19 protein-coding genes and 1 other RNA gene are annotated in these 17,789 nt (G+C 55.7%); 8 read left to right on the top strand and 12 right to left on the bottom strand.

Annotated features, from left to right (window positions below; translation table 11 throughout):
- Positions 1-62: 62 nt before the first annotated feature.
- Together maa and AC2T6E_RS18700 are read left to right on the top strand one after the other, a co-directional pair.
- Positions 63-614: a maltose O-acetyltransferase gene (gene maa, locus AC2T6E_RS18705; protein WP_148400317.1), complete on the top strand. Its 552-nt coding sequence runs from the start codon at positions 63-65 to the stop codon at positions 612-614.
- Positions 615-731: 117 nt separating this feature from the next.
- Positions 732-1,199, top strand: coding sequence for a YlaC family protein (locus tag AC2T6E_RS18700; protein ID WP_089597999.1), 468 nt, complete (start codon positions 732-734; stop codon positions 1,197-1,199).
- Here the strand turns inward: AC2T6E_RS18700 and pdxR are convergent.
- Entirely contained in the window at positions 1,171-2,631 is a 1,461-nt protein-coding gene (pdxR, locus tag AC2T6E_RS18695; RefSeq protein WP_486692831.1) for a MocR-like pyridoxine biosynthesis transcription factor PdxR, read from the bottom strand. The two genes, AC2T6E_RS18700 and pdxR, sit on opposite strands and share 29 nt — an antisense overlap.
- A gap of 101 nt (positions 2,632-2,732) precedes the next feature.
- Here pdxR and AC2T6E_RS18690 point away from each other — a divergent pair, with 101 nt between their 5' ends.
- Positions 2,733-3,443, top strand: coding sequence for a GNAT family N-acetyltransferase (locus tag AC2T6E_RS18690; RefSeq protein WP_174340728.1), 711 nt, complete (start codon positions 2,733-2,735; stop codon positions 3,441-3,443).
- Here AC2T6E_RS18690 and ykgO read toward each other — a convergent pair.
- Both ykgO and AC2T6E_RS18680 read right to left on the bottom strand, forming a co-directional pair.
- Positions 3,440-3,580 carry a type B 50S ribosomal protein L36 gene (gene ykgO / locus AC2T6E_RS18685; protein WP_003859006.1) on the bottom strand — a complete coding sequence of 47 codons (141 nt, stop codon included), beginning with the start codon at positions 3,578-3,580 and terminating at the stop codon, positions 3,440-3,442. The two genes, AC2T6E_RS18690 and ykgO, sit on opposite strands and share 4 nt — an antisense overlap.
- 2 nt (positions 3,581-3,582) lie before the next feature.
- On the bottom strand, positions 3,583-3,843 hold the full coding sequence (locus AC2T6E_RS18680; RefSeq protein ID WP_010428154.1) for a type B 50S ribosomal protein L31: 261 nt from the start codon (positions 3,841-3,843) through the stop codon (positions 3,583-3,585).
- Positions 3,844-4,074: 231 nt separating this feature from the next.
- Between AC2T6E_RS18680 and AC2T6E_RS18675 the strand changes: the two genes are divergently transcribed.
- Positions 4,075-5,640: an EAL domain-containing protein gene (locus AC2T6E_RS18675; protein WP_182403133.1), complete on the top strand. Its 1,566-nt coding sequence runs from the start codon at positions 4,075-4,077 to the stop codon at positions 5,638-5,640.
- On the opposite strand, the gene AC2T6E_RS18670 is transcribed toward AC2T6E_RS18675, so the two are convergent.
- Positions 5,633-5,905 (bottom strand): metal/formaldehyde-sensitive transcriptional repressor, encoded by a 273-nt coding sequence (locus AC2T6E_RS18670; protein ID WP_010428149.1) that lies wholly within the window; start codon positions 5,903-5,905, stop codon positions 5,633-5,635. The two genes, AC2T6E_RS18675 and AC2T6E_RS18670, sit on opposite strands and share 8 nt — an antisense overlap.
- 130 nt (positions 5,906-6,035) lie before the next feature.
- Here AC2T6E_RS18670 and AC2T6E_RS18665 point away from each other — a divergent pair, with 130 nt between their 5' ends.
- Entirely contained in the window at positions 6,036-6,869 is an 834-nt protein-coding gene (locus tag AC2T6E_RS18665) for a nickel/cobalt efflux protein RcnA (RefSeq protein WP_486692827.1), read from the top strand.
- A gap of 36 nt (positions 6,870-6,905) precedes the next feature.
- Here the strand turns inward: AC2T6E_RS18665 and AC2T6E_RS18660 are convergent, their stop codons facing one another.
- The 3 genes from AC2T6E_RS18660 to yczE form a co-directional block, all read right to left on the bottom strand.
- Entirely contained in the window at positions 6,906-9,998 is a 3,093-nt protein-coding gene (locus AC2T6E_RS18660; RefSeq protein WP_486692825.1) for a beta-galactosidase, read from the bottom strand.
- A gap of 103 nt (positions 9,999-10,101) precedes the next feature.
- Positions 10,102-11,172, bottom strand: coding sequence for a LacI family DNA-binding transcriptional regulator (locus AC2T6E_RS18655; protein WP_486692823.1), 1,071 nt, complete (start codon positions 11,170-11,172; stop codon positions 10,102-10,104).
- A gap of 77 nt (positions 11,173-11,249) precedes the next feature.
- Positions 11,250-11,861 (bottom strand): membrane protein YczE, encoded by a 612-nt coding sequence (gene yczE / locus AC2T6E_RS18650; protein WP_010428145.1) that lies wholly within the window; start codon positions 11,859-11,861, stop codon positions 11,250-11,252.
- Positions 11,862-11,947: 86 nt separating this feature from the next.
- Here yczE and yczR point away from each other — a divergent pair, with 86 nt between their 5' ends.
- Positions 11,948-13,369 (top strand): MocR-like transcription factor YczR, encoded by a 1,422-nt coding sequence (gene yczR, locus AC2T6E_RS18645; protein WP_486692820.1) that lies wholly within the window; start codon positions 11,948-11,950, stop codon positions 13,367-13,369.
- A 69-nt stretch (positions 13,370-13,438) separates the two neighbouring features.
- Here the strand turns inward: yczR and AC2T6E_RS18640 are convergent, their stop codons facing one another.
- The 3 genes from AC2T6E_RS18640 to ffs form a co-directional block, all read right to left on the bottom strand.
- On the bottom strand, positions 13,439-13,654 hold the full coding sequence (locus AC2T6E_RS18640; RefSeq protein ID WP_010428144.1) for a hypothetical protein: 216 nt from the start codon (positions 13,652-13,654) through the stop codon (positions 13,439-13,441).
- Positions 13,651-13,902 (bottom strand): hypothetical protein, encoded by a 252-nt coding sequence (locus AC2T6E_RS18635; protein ID WP_006176926.1) that lies wholly within the window; start codon positions 13,900-13,902, stop codon positions 13,651-13,653. Before AC2T6E_RS18635 ends, AC2T6E_RS18640 begins: the two co-directional genes overlap by 4 nt.
- A 269-nt stretch (positions 13,903-14,171) precedes the next feature.
- Positions 14,172-14,268, bottom strand: an RNA gene (gene ffs, locus AC2T6E_RS18630) — signal recognition particle sRNA small type.
- Positions 14,269-14,438: 170 nt separating this feature from the next.
- Here ffs and AC2T6E_RS18625 point away from each other — a divergent pair.
- Complete coding sequence (locus tag AC2T6E_RS18625; RefSeq protein ID WP_010428142.1) at positions 14,439-14,750, top strand: MGMT family protein; 312 nt, start codon at positions 14,439-14,441, stop codon at positions 14,748-14,750.
- A gap of 33 nt (positions 14,751-14,783) precedes the next feature.
- On the opposite strand, the gene AC2T6E_RS18620 is transcribed toward AC2T6E_RS18625, so the two are convergent.
- On the bottom strand, positions 14,784-15,311 hold the full coding sequence (locus tag AC2T6E_RS18620) for a YbaY family lipoprotein (RefSeq protein ID WP_010428141.1): 528 nt from the start codon (positions 15,309-15,311) through the stop codon (positions 14,784-14,786).
- A 203-nt stretch (positions 15,312-15,514) separates the two neighbouring features.
- Here AC2T6E_RS18620 and tesB point away from each other — a divergent pair, with 203 nt between their 5' ends.
- On the top strand, positions 15,515-16,375 hold the full coding sequence (tesB, locus tag AC2T6E_RS18615) for an acyl-CoA thioesterase II (RefSeq protein WP_108415724.1): 861 nt from the start codon (positions 15,515-15,517) through the stop codon (positions 16,373-16,375).
- Between the two features lie 94 nt (positions 16,376-16,469).
- Here tesB and amtB read toward each other — a convergent pair whose 3' ends face one another.
- Complete coding sequence (gene amtB, locus AC2T6E_RS18610; RefSeq protein ID WP_042714776.1) at positions 16,470-17,756, bottom strand: ammonium transporter AmtB; 1,287 nt, start codon at positions 17,754-17,756, stop codon at positions 16,470-16,472.
- Between the last annotated feature and the right edge of the window lie 33 nt (positions 17,757-17,789).

Below are 17,789 nucleotides of genomic sequence, written 5' to 3'. Positions count from 1 at the left end.
AACGTTCCCTTACTGGCCTATCCCTATTACTCTGCAGTAATGATATCCAGAGAGGTTCCTAAATGAGCACAGAAAAACAGAAGATGATTGCAGGTGAACATTACCGCCCTGGTGATGAGACGTTACGGGGCGATCGGCTGCGAGCCCGCCATCTGATTCACCGCTATAACCACACCGCCCCCGACGCGAAAACTGAACGCCAGAACATTCTGGCGGAACTTTTAGGACAAAGCGCAGGCGCGTATATCGAGCCGAGTTTCCGCTGTGACTACGGTTACAACATTTACCTGGGTAAAGAATTTTACGCTAACTTCGATTGCGTGATGCTGGATGTCTGCCCTATTCATATTGGCGACAACTGCATGCTGGCACCGGGTGTGCATATCTACACGGCAACTCATCCGCTGGATCCCGATGAACGCAACAGCGGCGTCGAGTTTGGCAAGCCCGTGACCATTGGCAATAACGTCTGGATTGGCGGGCGCGCCGTCATTAATCCTGGCGTCACGCTGGGTGATAATGTGGTCGTGGCTTCCGGCGCGGTGGTGACAAAAGATGTACCGGCCAATGCTGTCGTTGGCGGCAATCCGGCAAAAATCATCAAGATGCTCTAAGATATCGGGGAGCCAACTGTTATGGTCTTTTAGCGCCTGACTGTTACTTTTTTCAGCCTGGTGGCTCCCCTAAAATAGGCAGATCCCCTGTATTTTCAACAATCATGAAGGCAGAAAATGACCGAGATACAGCGCCTGCTCACCGCCACCATCGACGATCTTAACCACCGCGAAAAGCGCGACAATCGCCCGCGTTTTAGCATTAGCTTCATTCGCAAGCATCCGGGACTGTTTGTCGCCATGTACGCTGCCTGGCTGGCAACGCTTGTGGTGATGCTGACATCCGAAACCCTGGTGGACTCCGTCTGGCTGCTCGTTGTGCTGTTTGTGGTATTTAACGCGTTCTTCTTTTTCGACGTTAATCCCCGCTACCGCTACGAAGATATCGACGTGCTTGATTTCCGGGTCTGCTATAACGGCGAGTGGTACAACACGCGCTTTGTGCCGACAGAATTGATCGACAGCATTTTACACTCCCCAGCTGTAGAGACCGGGCAGAAAGAGAAGCTGCAGAAAATGGTTTCAACCAAAGGCCAGCTCTCTTTCTATGACGTCTTTACGCTTTCCCGTCCTGCTGCTGTGTAATCAGCGTCTGTAGGCGTCGGATACCTGACGCAAATTGAGAAGCAGAGGTATTACCGTACCCCAGTACCAGACCGGTTTGCCCCTGCTTCGGTGTCAGGTAGTACCCGCTTAACGCCGCGGGGGCCAGCTGAAATGCCCTCGCCTGCTGAACAATCGCCTTGTCATTAATCCCGTCAATCGCCACCGTCAGGTGCATACCGCCCTCCGCCGCCAGCACACGATGCGCGACATGTAGCTCCGCGTTGAGCACGTCGCGCAGCTGCCGGTAGCGTTTCCGATAGAGCCGACGCATGGCGGCAAGATGACGAGCGTAATGGCCCTCTTCAATAAACAGCGCCAGCGTACGCTGTTCCGCACGATGCCCCCCACGCAATAACGCACCAATGGCCGGACGCGCCGCGTTTGCCAGCGACGGTGGGATGACCATAAAACCGATTCGGAGCGACGGGAACAGCGTTTTACTGAATGTTCCCAGATAAACCACCGGCGCGTTGTTGACCATTCCCAGCATTGCTGGCACCGGCTCTCCGGAATACCTAAACTCGCTGTCGTAGTCGTCCTCGATAATCCAGGCCTTATGCTGGAGCGCCAGCGCCAGCAATGACAAGCGCCGACGCGCGCTCAGCACGCTCCCGTAGGGAAACTGATGGGAAGGCGAAGTAAAGATAAGCCCAGGACGCGCTGCAGGTTGTCCTTCCCAGTTCATTCCCTCGTCGTCCACGGGCATGCCCACCATCGTTAATCCCGATTTCGCAAACGCGCTTTTTGCCCCCGCATAGCCGGGATCTTCAATCCATGCGATATCCCCCGGCTCGCTCAATAGCTGCGTGCAGAGATTCACCCCTTCCAGAGCCCCCTCGGTAATAACAATCTGGCTGGCATCGCAATCAATCCCCCGCGACAGGGCAAGATGGCGGGCAATCGCCTCACGTAATGAGGATTCCCCGGCCGGATCGCCATAGCCAAGCAATGCACTCCCTTCCTCGCGTAAAACGCGATCGTACAAGCGCCGCCAGAGCGGAAGAGGAAAGTAATTGATGGCGGGCGTGCCGGGCGTAAAAGCGAGTACCGGCGTCTCCCGTGGCGTCGGTACTGGCAGCTGCGTCACCCGCTTAGCCAGCGTGACGGTCGGCTCGGGAAAATCCTGTCGATTTCCGCGCTGCGCCAGTTGCGCCACTCGCGTACCCTGACGACTGCGCAGCAGATATCCTTCGAGCGAGAGTTGCTCAAGCGCCGCATTAACGGTGTTACGGGACACGGAAAGCTGCTGCGCAATCACCCGGGAACCCGGTAAGCGACTTTCAGCCTGCAGCCTTCCCTGCAGGACAGCTTCACGCATGGCAAGATACAGCGTGCGCTGCAAGGTCTCTTCACCGCGCTTTTTCAGCGCAGCAGTAATCAGGGTATAAAATTCATCGCCAGGTATATTCATTTCCTCTCTCCGTGGTACCACCAGAACATACCTCACTGGTACTTTTTAAGGAACCAGCATTTATTTACTCTGGGATCACTTACAGCAGAGCGGAAAATAACATGAGCACATTCAATCAGTTTGGACAACCTGTTGGCGATGAACTTATCGACTGGCAACCCCGCCCGCACCCTTCCCGCGTGCATCTTAATGGCCGCTACTGTCGGCTGGAGCCGCTGCGGGTGGAACATGCCGATGCCCTCTTTTCCGCCTATCTACTGGCAGAAGATACCCGCAGCTGGACATGGCTGCTGCGTGAACCTGATGCCACCGCAGGCGAATTTGCCGCGTGGGTGGCAAGCGTGTGTGAATTACCGGATCCAATACATTTCACCGTCATTGATAATCAGACTCAGGCACCGGTCGGTACGCTGGCGCTGATGCGTATCGATCCGACAAACGGTGTTATGGAGGTGGGACACGTTCATTTCTCCCCCCTTCTTAGCCGCACGCCGATGTCCACAGAAGCGCAGTATCTTCTGATGCAGTATGCGTTCGACGTGCTGGGATACCGCCGCTATGAATGGAAATGCAATAGCCTGAACGAACCTTCCCGCAAGGCGGCGCTCCGTCTGGGATTTCAGTTTGAAGGGCGCTTTCGTCAGGCTCTGGTGACGAAAGGACACAACCGGGATACGGACTGGTTCTCAATCATCGACAGCGAGTGGCCGATGCTGGCGAAAGCGTTTGAAAACTGGCTTGCCACCGACAATTTTACCGTCGATGGCAAACAGATCAGATCCCTGGAAAGTTGGCGTGAAACGCGCGTTTAGCGTCTTTTTTTACGACCCTGAACGGCTTTAAAGCGCGGGTTCGATTTGCAAATGACGTACAAGCGTCCCTTACGTTTTACGATCTGGCAATCCGGATGACGCTGTTTCGCACTGCGCAGCGAGTTAAGTACCTGCATGGTTAACCCCGCTTCGCATTAAGAAAGCCGCCAAAACGTTTGCGGAAGCGCGCAGCGCTGCCATCCGTCGAGAACGTTTTCTGCTTACCGGTATAAAACGGGTGTGATTTTGAAGAGACTTCGATGGTGATGTACGGATACGTTTCACCGTCGAGCTCAATTTCACGGTCGGTCTTGATGGTCGATCCGACTTTAAAGTATTCGTTGGCACTGGTGTCGTGAAACACCACGGTGCGATAGGCTGGATGGATATCAGGTTTCATCATACGCTCTTCATGTTTTGTTATAACATAACAAAATAATATCCGGGCTCAGTTGAAAAAACAACCCCTGAAAATTCCCACCCTTCCTCGCAAAACGTCCTTAAAGGTCTGCGACAAAATGAAAATCATGACACCTGCGTGCTATAACAATATCATTTCGCGGTAAAATCTTTCGCCTCCGACAAGCGACTCTGTGCCCGGTAACAGGCATATGAGAAAGGAAACAGCAGCATGAAAACCCGACATCTGGTCAGCCTGGTCACAGGCATACTGATCTTTTCTGTGCTGGTACCGATTTGCCTGAGTATCTGGCTGGCGCATCGCCAGGCGGAGGATAAATTTGTCGATGTGCTTGATAGTTACGCCTCCCGCGTGCTGCTTCGTACAGACAGGGTTGTTGATCAGGCAAAAGAAGCGCTGACCCGGCTTCAGGCCTTTGAGGGGCCTCCCTGTAGTTATCTGCATTTACGGGAAATGCGTCGGGTTGCTTTCTCATGGCGTTATGTTCAGGAAGTGATCTACATCGACAGCCTGAAGCCCCTCTGCTCCTCGCTGGAACAAGACAGCGACGCAGCCGCTTTCCCGCCCCCGATGCGCATTACTGCAGATGGTTACAGTGCCTGGCTGACCACGCAAAACGATCTTGGTTTTAACCGCTATATGGCCGCGCTGGGCAAAGGCCATTACCTTGTGCTGATCGATCCAGCCTCGTTGGTGGACGTGATCCCTTTCGGTGAGATCGCAATTGATGCCGCGCTGGTAGGCAGCTCAACACACCTCGTTTTTGCCAGCAGCGACACGCTTGCTCCTCATATCCGCAACATGATTGTCGATCGGGAAATGACCCGCGTTCAGTACAACGGCTCAATGTATATTATTAAGCCTGTTCCTGAACTGGGGTTTAATATCGTCGCCTGGGCGGCGTTAAAACCGCTGGCTGAAACCTGGCATCGGCAACTTCTTTTCTGGCTGCCGTTTGGCGTGTTGATAAGCCTGCTTGCCGCGCTTTTTGTTCTGCGTATTCTGCGGCGTATACAATCCCCACGCTACAGGCTGCTTGATGCGATTAATAACCGCGAATTTGTGGTTAACTACCAGCCCATTGTGGCGCTCTGCAGTGGGAAAATTGTCGGTGCAGAGGCACTTGCCCGCTGGCCACAGCCTGACGGGAGCTATCTCTCACCGGAAATTTTCGTTCCGCTAGCGGAACAGACGGGCCTTATTTCGCAACTGACGCAGCTAGTCATCGAAAAACTGTTTGAGGATATGGGTCACTGGCTACATCTGCATGGCGATCAGCATATTTCCATTAACCTTGCGCCTGCCGATTTACTCTCCGGCAAGTTGCCGCCTCTGCTGAGCCAGTTGCTCAATAAGTGGAAAGTCCATCCCAGGCAGATCGCCCTTGAGTTAACCGAGCGCGGCTTTGCCGATCCTAAAATTAGCGCACCGGCCATCGCGGCATTCCGCCGTTCGGGTCATGCCATCTATATCGATGATTTTGGTACCGGTTATTCCAGTCTGAGCTACCTACAGGATCTGGACGTCGACACGTTAAAGATAGATAAGTCGTTTGTGGACGCGCTGGAGTACAAAAACGTCACCCCGCACATTATTGAAATGGCGAAATCGCTGAATCTGGCCATGGTGGCGGAGGGTATAGAGACCGACGGGCAGCTCCGCTGGCTGCACCTTCACGGGGTGCAGTATGGACAGGGGTGGTACTACAGTAAGGCGCTGCCAAGGGAGGAATTTATTCTCTGGGCGGAAATGAACCTCAAGACGCATTCTACTTAAGGTAGGATTTGATCACCTTTAAAACCACGCCAAGATCGGCTTCACGCTGCTCTTCTTCGGGCTCTTTCACCACGTGATCGGTTAAATGGCCCTCGATCACCTGCATCATCATGCCGTTGACCGCCCCGCGGATCGCTGCCAACTGCTGGAGAACATCGGCGCATTCGTGGTCGCTATTAAGCATTTTTTCCAGCGCGTTGCTCTGCCCCTGAATTTTTTTCAGGCGGGTTAATAACATCTTCTTGTCGCGAACCGTATGTGACATCTCTTTCCCCCTAATTTGACGTTTTAAGCATATCACGCCCTACTCCCCCTGAGTATTTTTCTACTGGGGGGTAGTATTAGACTACTGGGGGGGAGTAGTATCAGAGCACCATTTTCTCCCGGAATGTTCAATGAACGATTTTGCTTCTCTCCTTCAACAGGGCAACGCCTGGCTGTTTGTGCCCAGCGCTATTTTGCTCGGTGCACTGCATGGCCTTGAGCCGGGCCACTCAAAAACGATGATGGCCGCTTTTATCGTGGCGATCCGCGGGACGCTTAAGCAGGCGATCCTTCTCGGGCTTGCCGCAACCCTGTCTCACACGGCGGTGGTCTGGATCATTGCAATGACGGGATTATGGTTTGGTCGGGGCTGGGATGCTCATACGTCTGAGCCCTGGTTCCAGTTGATCTCTGGCGTGTTGATCATTGCGATCGCGCTCTGGATGGCCTGGCGCACCTGGAAAGAGGGCCAGCCGCACGAGCATCATGATCACCATGACCATGACCATGACCATGACCACGACCACGACCACGACCATCATCATGATCATCACAATCCTGGTCATCAACTGGTTGAAGAAGAGTGGCAAGACGCCCACCAGCGCGCGCATGCCCAGGATATTAACCGCCGTTTCAACGGACAAAACGTCACGACCGGGCAGATCGCTCTGTTTGGCCTCACGGGAGGGCTTATTCCCTGCCCGGCGTCCATCACGGTGCTGCTGATTTGCCTGCAGCTCAAACATTTCGCACTCGGCGCAACGCTGGTGTTCAGCTTCAGTATTGGTCTCGCACTGACGCTGGTGGCTTCAGGCGCGATTGCCGCCTTAAGCCTTAAGCACGCGACGAAGCGCTGGCCGGGTTTCAACGAGTTTTCGCGAAAAGCGCCCTGGATATCTGCGGCACTGATTACCCTCGTCGGGTTCTACATGAGTCTTCACGGGCTGAGCGGAATTTTATCCTGAGCGACGCGGCCACCCGCGGTGGCCGCGACTGGCGCGCTACAGTGCGTTCTGATGCCAGCTAAAGGCGTAGCGAAGCTGACGATGTTGCAGGATGAATTCCGGTGAAACGCTTGGGCTCCAGGAATCATCACCGCCAACGCCCATATGGAATGCATCCAGATTGAGCCAGCAGCCCGGCTCATCGCGCAGCAAGTGCTGATGCGTTGTCTCACGAAGCTGCTGTTGGCTGTGGCGACTAACAGAGAAATGGAAATTTCCCTGAAGCACGTGCGCCCCGCAGGCGAGTTCTCGGGTGTCACAGCGCAGGCCGTTTTCTGTCGGGAAAATGTAGGGGGTCTGCATCGCATCGAGCGGCAACGTCCAGCGCCCCTGCTGCGCCGCCAGCTTCCTGTCCGGATAGTTCTCGAACGGCCCCAGCCCCAGCCAGCGCACCGTATCCGGTACCTGTGCAAACTGGACGCTCAGGCCGATTCGCGCGGGCTCGGGAATATCGGACGCCACCTGCACCTGCACATCGCCATGCAGCACGCCGCAATCGTCAATCCGCCAGACCTTATGGCTCAAAAACAGCGCCTTACCGCGATACTCCCAGACGTGTCGCGTGGTCACGACCACGTCATTAGCATGCGGTTCCGCTTCACACATAAGCAGGCGCGCAGACATCTCAATCATTCCGGCCGCTTTCCAGCGTTCAACCCAGGCATTCGGATCGATTTGCGTGGCTTCGCTCACGCCAATGTCATTATCCAGCGGCGCACGGGTAAAGTTATCCGTCAGCGGCGAGCGCAGCGTTTCAACGCCCTTGTTCCACCACTGCGTCAGATTTCCCGAGGCGCGATCGAACCGCCAGCGTTGCTCTCCATGGGTAATGTCCAGCACATCATCCTGCTCTGTGAATACCGGCGGGATCCCGACTGCCCGCGGTGGCGTAACGTACAGCGGCGTAGGAAGCAGCCACTGATCCCACGCGCAGCGATGATTCGCCGGTGACCAGGCTGTTGCCTGCGGCTGGATAACCTCCACATTAAGCCAAACCTCCCCCGGCTCGGCCGTCAGCGTCGGCAGCGAGATTTCCAGACGCTGCTGCCCCTGAGGGGGAATGGAAAGCGCAACCTCACCCTGAGCCAGCACCTCCCCGTCGCGGGTAACCGACCATCTCGCCACGTCGTTGTCGGTGTGGCGGAACAGGTAATCACTTTTCACCTCAACCACCAGCGGAGAGGTACTCACGCACGTAAAGGTGAAAAACTGCTGCGCGCGCTGCGCTTCATACAGCGCCGGATGCGGCGTGCGATCCGGGAATACCAGACCATTCAGGCAGAACTGTCGGTCATTCGGTTTATCACCGAAGTCACCGCCGTAAGCCCAGAAAGGTTTGCCGTTTTCGTCTTTCTTCGTCAGCGCCTGGTCGACCCAGTCCCAGACGAACCCGCCCTGCAGGCGCGGATGACTGCGAAATGCCTGCCAGTATTTGGCGAACCCGCCAAAGCTGTTGCCCATCGCGTGGGCATATTCACAGAGGATCAGCGGGCGTGTTTCATCCGGCATGCCGATCCATTTTTTGATCGCCCATTTTGGCACCGCCGGGAACGGCTGGTCCTGATCAACGCGAGCATACATCGGACAGACAATGTCGGTTGCCGCCGTATTCGCCCCACCGCCTTCATACTGCACGGGGCGCGTTGGATCGGTAGTTTTCAGCCAGCGGTAAAGCGCATCATGGTTTGCACCGTGCCCGGACTCATTCCCCAGCGACCAGATGATAATGGACGGATGGTTACGATCGCGCTGCACCATGCGGGTCACGCGTTCACTCATGGCAGGCAGCCAGCGGGGATCGTCAGCAAGACGGCTCATTGGCACCATGCCGTGGGTTTCGATATTGGCCTCGTCCACAACGTACAGACCGTAGCGATCGCAAAGCCTGTACCACAGCGGATGATTCGGGTAATGCGAGCAACGGACGGCGTTAAAGTTGTGCTGCTTCATCAGCTCGATATCGCGGTGCATCGTCGCTTCATCCATTACCTGCCCGTTTTCCGGATGATGCTCATGGCGGTTTACGCCCCGAATCAGCAGCGGTTTACCATTGAGCTTCAGCAGGCCATTGCTGATTTCAACCCGGCGAAAGCCGACGTCGCATGCCTCGACGTCCAGCACATCACCCTGTGCGTCCCTAAGCGCAATTGTCAGCCGGTAAAGTTCAGGCGTTTCCGCACTCCACAGTGCGGGATCTTTGACGGGGATCGCCACCGCTAGCCGCTCGGCCCAGCGCCCTCGCTCGTCAACCACCGCAGAGCCGGGGCGTTGCGTGATGCTGGCGCATTTTTCGCCGTTTCGCCACAGGGTGATGACCACTTCGCAGGCTGAATAGCAGGAGCCGGCCAGCGCGACGTCGACGTTAAGCATTGCGCGGTCGCACTCCGCGTTGAGATCGGTCACAACATGATAATCTGCAATCTGCGTCTCAGGCTTATGCAGCAGCGATACGTCACGGAAAATACCGCTCATGCGCCACATATCCTGATCTTCAAGATAGCTCCCGTCGCACCAGCGCAGCACCATGACCGCAAGACGGTTCTGGCCTGAACGCAGCGCTGCCGTGAGATCAAACTCGGCGGGCAGGCGGCTGTCCTGGGAATAGCCAATCCACTGGCCGTTGCACCAGAGATGGAATGCTGAGTTTACCCCGTCGAAGATAATGCGGGTTTGCCCGCCGTGCAGCCAGGCGTCATCCATCTCAAATGTGAGCGAGTAACAACCGGTAGGATTCTCTGTCGGAACGCAGGGCGGATTGACGGGGATCGGATAGGTCACATTGGTGTAGATCGGCGTATCAAAGCCCTGCATCTGCCAGTTCGAAGGAACGGGCATCGCGACGGCATCGGTATAATCCTCTTCTACCCATGCCTGCGTAACCTGTTCTGGTGCTGCAAAAAAGCTAAACTGCCACACCCCGTTGAGAGAACGTTTGTTCGGGGTTTTCGCCTCTTCTCTGGCAGAGGCTTCGTCACGCCAGCTGTGAAACGGCGCGTGGGCCGCCAGGCGATTCCACTGCGTCACCCCGGGGTTTTCCCAGTCCCGACGAGCCAGAAGTGCGCTGAGGGTCAGCGTTGATGTGTCAGACATAATAACCTCTTTGCGAAGCGCTCACAATTTCAGTCAACATGCCCTGGCAACAGAGAAGGGTAAAGTGTGCGATCCTCACGTAGCGAGCCGGATCACAAAAGATTTATCCCCGCGCGATTTTTTCAGCCAGCAATGCCAGATTTCTCAGTTGATGGGCAAGCTCTTCCCGATCAACCCGATCGGCTGCGCGACGGGCGCTCGAATGACGCGCGATCAGCGTGACGGGAAGCTGCTCTTGCCAGCATTTTTCACTCCTCGCCGGCGTCAGCAGCCATTCCACGCTGCGCTCGCCCGCCTCACGAAAAGCCTGCCGAACGGTGGTCAGCGGCGGTGAAAACCAGGCGCTGTCAGCCGTATCATCAAACCCGACAATCGATATTTGGCCCGGTATAGCAATGCCCTTCTCAACGCAGGCGCGCATCACGCCCAGTGCCATTTGATCGTTCGCGACCAGAATGGCGTCAGGTAGTTGCGATCCGGATAAAAGCTGGTGGCCTTTTTCATATCCGGAGGCGGCGCTCCAGTCGCCATGAACCTCGTCAGCGGCTTCAAGACCGGCTTGCACCAGGGCCGTTTTCCACCCCGCCAGACGCGCACGCGCTGAAACGGAACTCTCTGGTCCACTGAGAAGAGCGATGCGCTGATGCCCCAGAGAAATCAGATGTTCCGCGCCCAGCGCGGCCCCCTGCCCGGCATGAAATACCAGACTGTTGACCTGTGCCGAAGGGGAAACATCGAGGAACAGAACAGGCACAGGCAAAGCCATTTTCTGAAGCTGCTCTGCGTCAGGATCGTCCAGCGGGACATTGACCAGTAAGGCTTCCACACGCTGAGCCAGCAGTTCCTGCACCGCAGCCTGGCATTGCTGAACATGCTCCACCATTGAAATTAAGACGCTTGCCCCCTGCTCTGCCGCGCGGGATTTTACCGCTGAGACAATTTGCGAGGGCGCATGCAGGGCCAGATCGGTGGTGATCAGCCCCAGCGTCCGGGTCCGTTTCCCCGCCAGCTGCTGTGCGCCCCGATTAGGCACGTAGTGCAGTTCGGCCATCGCCTGCTGCACCTTTTCCCGCGTGCGGGTGGAGACGTGCTCCGCGCCATTAATCACGCGGGACACGGTCTGGTAAGACACCCCCGCAAGGAGGGCAACGTCATAGAGTGTGATCGCTTTCATGCAGTCCGGCATCGCTTGATAACAAGCCGCTATTCTGGCACAGCGACGCCATTAAAACATGTGAGCGCTTCGCAAAATTAAACAACCCGCTCAGGCTGAGGAACCGTCTCGATACGCGGCTTTTGACGGAACCACGGCAAACAGAGTTGGATAAGCGGGCCGATGGTCAGGGCGTAAATCACTGTCCCCACACCAAATGAACCGCCAAGCAGGCAACCGATAATCAGGACAGAGACTTCAATGGAGGTGCGCACGCTGCGGATTGACCAGCCTAACCGGGCGTGGATCCCGGTCATCAGGCCGTCGCGCGGACCTGACCCAAAACCTGCACCGATATACATCCCGGTTGCTATGGCGTTCGCGACGATCCCGGACACCAGCAGCGCAATGCGGACAGGCAGCGAACTCAACTCAGGGATTAAGGCCATTGAAGCATCTGCCGCCAGGCCAATACAGATAACGTTACTGAGGGTGCCCAGCCCGGGCATCTGACGCAGCGGGATCCACAGCAGAAGCACCGCCGCACCGGTCACAATGATGACCGTACCAATGGTCATCCCCGTTTGTAAGGCCACCCCAAGGTGAAAGACGTCCCACGGATCGACGCCCAGATCCGCACGAATAAACATCGCGGTGGAAAGGCCATAAAGCCCTAAACCGACATAAAGCTGTAGCAGACGACGTACCATTTTTATCTTCTCCAGTGAACCAGAGTTTCATATTGGGTCAAAATGGCTCTATGATTAATGTCCAGTTTCTAAATAGTGGACTGCATATGTCATCTCGTCGTTTCGGAAGCCAGTCTCTGGCACGCCTTTTAGGCCACTGGCAACAATCCTCGTCGCGTACGCCGTTCTGGCGTCAGCTGGCCGATGCGTTACGTCTGCTTATTCTGGATGGCAGACTGGCGCTGAATACGCGGCTACCGGGTGAGAGGGAATTAGCCAGTACGCTAAACGTCAGCCGAACCACCGTTGGCAGCGCGCTCGCCCATCTGCGGGAAGAGGGTTATCTGGAAAGCCGCCACGGCAGCGGCTCACGCGTGATCCTGCCGGATACCCGCGCGGTACCGACGCTTTCTGCGGCCAGCGCGGCGCTGGACCTGTCCACCGCAGCACTCAACGCCGGGCCCGAAATCCATCAGGCGTATACCCATGCGCTGACGGCGATTACCCAGCACCTTGCGCTGACGGGCTATGACCAGCTCGGGTTGCCTGCGCTGCGGGAAGCCATTGCCGCACGCTATACCGCGCGCGGGCTGCCAACGCGGGCAGACGAAGTGATGGTCGTAAATGGTGCCGTCAGCGGCTTTGCGCTGGTTTTGCGCATGATGACCGGGCCAGGCGATCGCATCGTCGTCGACCATCCAACCTACCCCCTGGCGATCGCCGCTATTCAGGGGGCACTCTGCCGACCGGTAGGCGTATCACTGCCTGAAAGCGGCTGGGATACCGACGGTTTCGCGGCAACGCTTGCCCAAACGGCCCCGCGCCTGGCCTACCTGATGCCGGATTTTCATAATCCAACGGGACGCTGTATGGACGCCGCCACCCGTCAGACGATCACCGACATCGCCGCGCGGACGCGTACCACGCTGGTCGTGGACGAAACCATGCTCGATCTCTGGTTTGATGCGCCGCCGCCGCCCCCTCTGGCAGCGTTTAATCCTGGGGCGGCGGTGATTACGCTGGGCTCTGCCGGGAAAAGCTTCTGGGGTGGACTGCGTCTCGGCTGGATCCGCGCCTCTTCACGCACCATCGCGGCGCTCGCTCAGGCGCGCGATACGCTGGATCTCGGTTCCCCTCTGCTGGAACAGCTGGCAACGCTGTGGCTTATCGAAAACAGCGACACCTTTTTGCCCGCTCGCCGGAAAATGCTGGTGGAACGACGGAACAGGTGCGGGGAACTCCTGCGCGAGCATTTCCCGGACTGGACCTTCCATGAAGCCGAAGGCGGGCTTTCGTACTGGATTGAACTGCCGGGGATGCTGGCAACGCAGCTCGCCGCACGGGCTGAGACGATTGGGATCAACATGGGGACCGGCACGCGGTTCGGTCTTTCAGGGGCATTTGATCGCTATTTGCGTATGCCTTTCTCACTTGAACCGGAAGAACTTGAGCAAGCGTTATTGAGAATCAAGCCGTTGTGGCTCGCCCTGAACCAAACCACGCCCTCGATTAAACGGAGCCTGGTGTAAAATTTTTTCGTAAATAATAAAAACAGCTGACTGTCATAGAGGCAGTCAGCTGTTTTCACCGATCAGGAATTAGTGCTGAGGAGGAATCGGGAAACCTTTCAGTGAAATAACAAAATCTTCACCCTCTTTCTTTATTTTTGCGCCGGTATCACACCAGTCAGACGCAATACGAAAGAACTCATCACTTCCTACATTCCAGCCAAGACGTACATGTTTGACGTAGCCTGAACGCAACAGATCGCAGGCCTCTTTGTAGTCATGGGCGGTCGACAGTTGTTGTTTCATTTTCTCTTCTTCAGAAGTTTACGTAGTGCTTTGATTTCTTTAGGAGTAAATGGAGAAACGCTCTCTTCTTCCGTATGCTGATTATCAATATCCTCTTCCGATACTCCCGCCTCTTCTACTGCTTCAAACGCCAGCAGCAGCAGTTTCTCTGTGGTCACGCTTAAATTCTCATTATTTACTTCGGCATAGTGGCGAAGTCTTTCTTTTAGCGCTTCATCAATTTTAACATTTAAAACCGCAGTAGCCATAATTGTCACTTCCCTTCGGAAACCGTGTTTAATTTAATACACGAAGTTAACTTTCTAATCCAGATATATATTTTTTGCTTATGACGGAAAAAAGACACCCGATAATAAAATGACAGTCTATTATTACAGGTTTATGACAATATTATTTCAGTTAAATGAAAGATATATTTCCGGGCTTATAAAAACCACTTTATCTATAAGGATTAATAGCCTGAGAGCAACGCTAACTAAAGCAGAAGATTTTTTTGGGGGGGAGAAATGGGTGGGGGCCCTGCCAGCTACATCCCGGCACACACGTCGTCTGCCCTGGCTGCTTCCTTCCGGACCTGACCTGGTGAACAGAGTAGCGTTGCGGGAGAACCAACAGAGCCCCCATTGAGAGCGTTGTTAACCAACGCGCTGGCGCATTATCCCTATGCCGCCCGTCAATTGCAAGCCATGGGCATCTGGATGCTGGTTTATTGCGCAAACTTAAGCGGCAATCGCCTTCATCTTCGTTTACCATCACACTTCATTACGACCCACTGGAGTGATAAATGGACGAACATGACTCTTTCCCGCAACGCGTGTGGCAAATCGTGGCCTCCATCCCGGAAGGGGTTGTCACCACCTACGGTGAGGTAGCGCGTCTTGCAGGCTCACCGCGTGCGGCACGTCAGGTGGGTGGCGTTCTGAAGCGACTCCCGGAAGGAAGTGCTTTGCCGTGGCATCGTGTGGTGAATCGTCACGGTGCCATTTCGCTTACCGGGCCGGATTTGCAGCGCCAGCGTCAGGCGTTATTGTCAGAAGGTGTGCAGGTGTCAGGTTCGGGACAGATCGATTTGCAGAAATACCGTTGGGTGTACTGAACCCTCTCCCGCAGGAGAGGGTAAAGGCAGGAATTACAGCTGCGTAGGCGGGGTTGCGACGGCCGGCTGGTTAGTCTGAGGCGCAAGCGGAACTTCCGTTTGCTGCACCGGGACCAGATTCAGGTCAACTTTTGTTCCACCGTTGTTAATCGCTTCGTGCACCGTATCGGTAATAAAGACCAGTTTATCGTTGATCGTTACCGCCGCACTCAGCAGGATACGCGCATTTGGCTGCACATCTGCTGGATTGTAAGGCAGTACGAAGCTAAATGGCGCCTGTTTACCCTCGGTGCGAACCGCACGCTGCGCCAGCACTTTCGACGGTGCATCAGCCAGTGAAGCATCAGACAGCGTTACCGTTAATACCGCATCCGGCGGCAGAGCCACTCTTTGCTTGATCCAGATTGTACCGGATACATTTGGCTGCTGAATTGACTGCTGTGAAAGTGTATTAATCCCGTTCGGGTCAGCTGCGGGCACCGGCACCTGAGCGCTCTTACCTGCACAGGCGGACAACGCCACCGCAATAGCTATACCACTTAGCATAGGCACGAGTTTCATTGAAGTCTCCTTATCATCAATGCACCAGCGGGATCGATCCCATCCGATGTCGTTTCATTCACATAACGTATTCAAGTGTGGCACAAATCAATGATTAACGCCTGAATTCTCCCCGATATTCAGACTAATCTACCCATCGGACCACTTTCATTTCTGCGTTATACTCTGCGTATCTTTCGCCACGGCGTTTATTGAGGACGACTATGAGTCAGGCACTGAACAATCTGCTGACATTACTGAATCTGGAAAAAATTGAGGAAGGACTCTTTCGCGGACAGAGCGAAGATTTGGGTTTACGCCAGGTCTTCGGTGGGCAGGTCGTGGGACAAGCGCTGTACGCAGCCAAGGAAACCGTCCCGACCGACCGTCTGGTGCACTCCTTTCACAGTTACTTCCTGCGCCCTGGCGATAGCGCAAAACCCATTGTCTATGACGTTGAAGTGCTGAGAGATGGCAACAGTTTTAGTGCTCGCCGCGTGGCAGCTATTCAACATGGCAAACCGATCTTTTACATGACAGCCTCTTTCCAGGCGCCTGAACCGGGCTATGAGCATCAAAAAGTGATGCCGCCAGCCCCTTCGCCTGACGATCTCAAATCGGAAACCGATATCGCCCGCGCGCTGGCGCATCTGCTTCCGCCGCAGGTAAAGGAGAAGTTCCTCTGCGATAAGCCGCTTGAGATCCGCCCCGTTGAATTCCATAACCCGATGAAAGGCCACACTGCAGAACCGAAACGTCAGGTCTGGATGCGTGCCAACGGCACAATGCCGGAAGATCTCCGCGTTCATCAGTACCTGCTGGGCTATGCGTCTGACTTTAACTTCCTGCCTGTGGCGCTGCAGCCGCACGGCGTGGGGTTCCTGGAAAAAGGGATGCAGGTCGCTACCATCGACCACTCGATGTGGTTCCACCGTCCATTCAACATGAATGAATGGTTGCTCTACAGCGTGGAAAGTACGTCGGCATCAAGCGCGCGCGGCTTTGTGCGGGGAGAGTTTTATACGCAGGATGGTGTGCTGGTGGCCTCGACGGTGCAGGAAGGGGTGATGCGTAATAGAGGGTGATGTTGTGCGGCCTGATGCCCTCACCCTGACCCTCTCCCACGGGAGAGGGAATACACACTAAAAACGGCAACCGAAGTTGCCGTTTTGCTGTTTATTACGCGTTATACGCATTCTCGCCGTGGCTGTTGACGTCCAGACCCTCGCGTTCCTGCTCTTCCGGTACGCGCAGGCCGACAGTCATGTCCGCCAGCTTATAGCCAATAAAGGCCACGACAGCAGACCACACAACGGTGATGGCAATACTTTCCAACTGCACCAGCACCTGGTGAACCATAGTGACGCCTTCCGCATAACCCACGCCGCCCAGTGATTTAGCTGCAAAGATCCCGGTCATGATACAGCCGACGATGCCGCAGACGCCGTGGACGCCAAATACATCGCAAGGGTCGTCAACGCGCAGAACACGTTTCAGAGCGGTAACGCCCCACAAACCCGCAAGGCCTGCAACCAACCCCACCAGCAGCGCACCACCTACACCCACGTAACCACAGGCTGGCGTGATACCGACCAGACCGGCAATAGCACCCGAACAGGCACCCAGCAGAGACGGTTTACCGCGAACGGCCCACTCGCCAAAGACCCAGGAGAGGATTGCACCCGCCGTTGCGACAACGGTGTTCACGAAGGCCAGCGCGGCGATTTCGTTAGCGGCACTTGCAGAGCCTGCGTTGAAGCCAAACCAGCCAAAGTAGAGAATCGCCGTACCGGTAAACACCATCGGCAGGTTGTGCGGCTTGAACGCTTCTTTCCCGAAGCCCACACGTTTGCCAATCAGGTAGGCACCTACCAGGCCCGCGACTGCGGCGTTGATGTGTACAACGGTGCCGCCCGCAAAGTCCAGCGCACCATGGCTCGCCAGCAGACCGCCGCCCCATACCATATGCGCGATAGGCACATAGGAGAGCGTCAGCCAGACCACCACGAAGATCAGGACGGCAGAGAAACGAATACGCTCAGCAAGCGCACCCACAATCAGCCCGACGGTGATGCAGGCAAACGATCCCTGGAAAGCAACGTGGATGTACTGATAGAAGCTGCCCATCAGCGCGGTCAGCTCGATATTTTTCAGCATCACCCAGTCGAAGTTACCAAAGAACGCATTGCCCGTGCCGAACGCCAGCGAGTATCCGTAAACTACCCACAGCACGCAAACCAGCGCGAACGTCACCGCAACTTGCGTCAGCATGGAGAGCACGTTCTTGCCGCGGATCAGGCCGCCGTAGAACAGCGCAATGCCCGGAATGGACATGAACAGCACCAGCGCGGTGCTAATCATCATAAAGGCGTTATCGGCTTTGTCTGCCACGGCAGGCGCAGCCAGAGCCAGGCCCGGCAGCAGTGCCAGCGACCCCAGAGCCGTTTTGAGTGTTGCTATCTTCATTTTCTCGATCCCTATCACTGTGTGCCAGGAGTT

This window comes from Enterobacter sp. B79-1, assembly GCF_057444735.1.
Note: the sequence above shows the minus strand (reverse complement) of the source record. Positions and strands in the feature narration are given on the sequence as shown.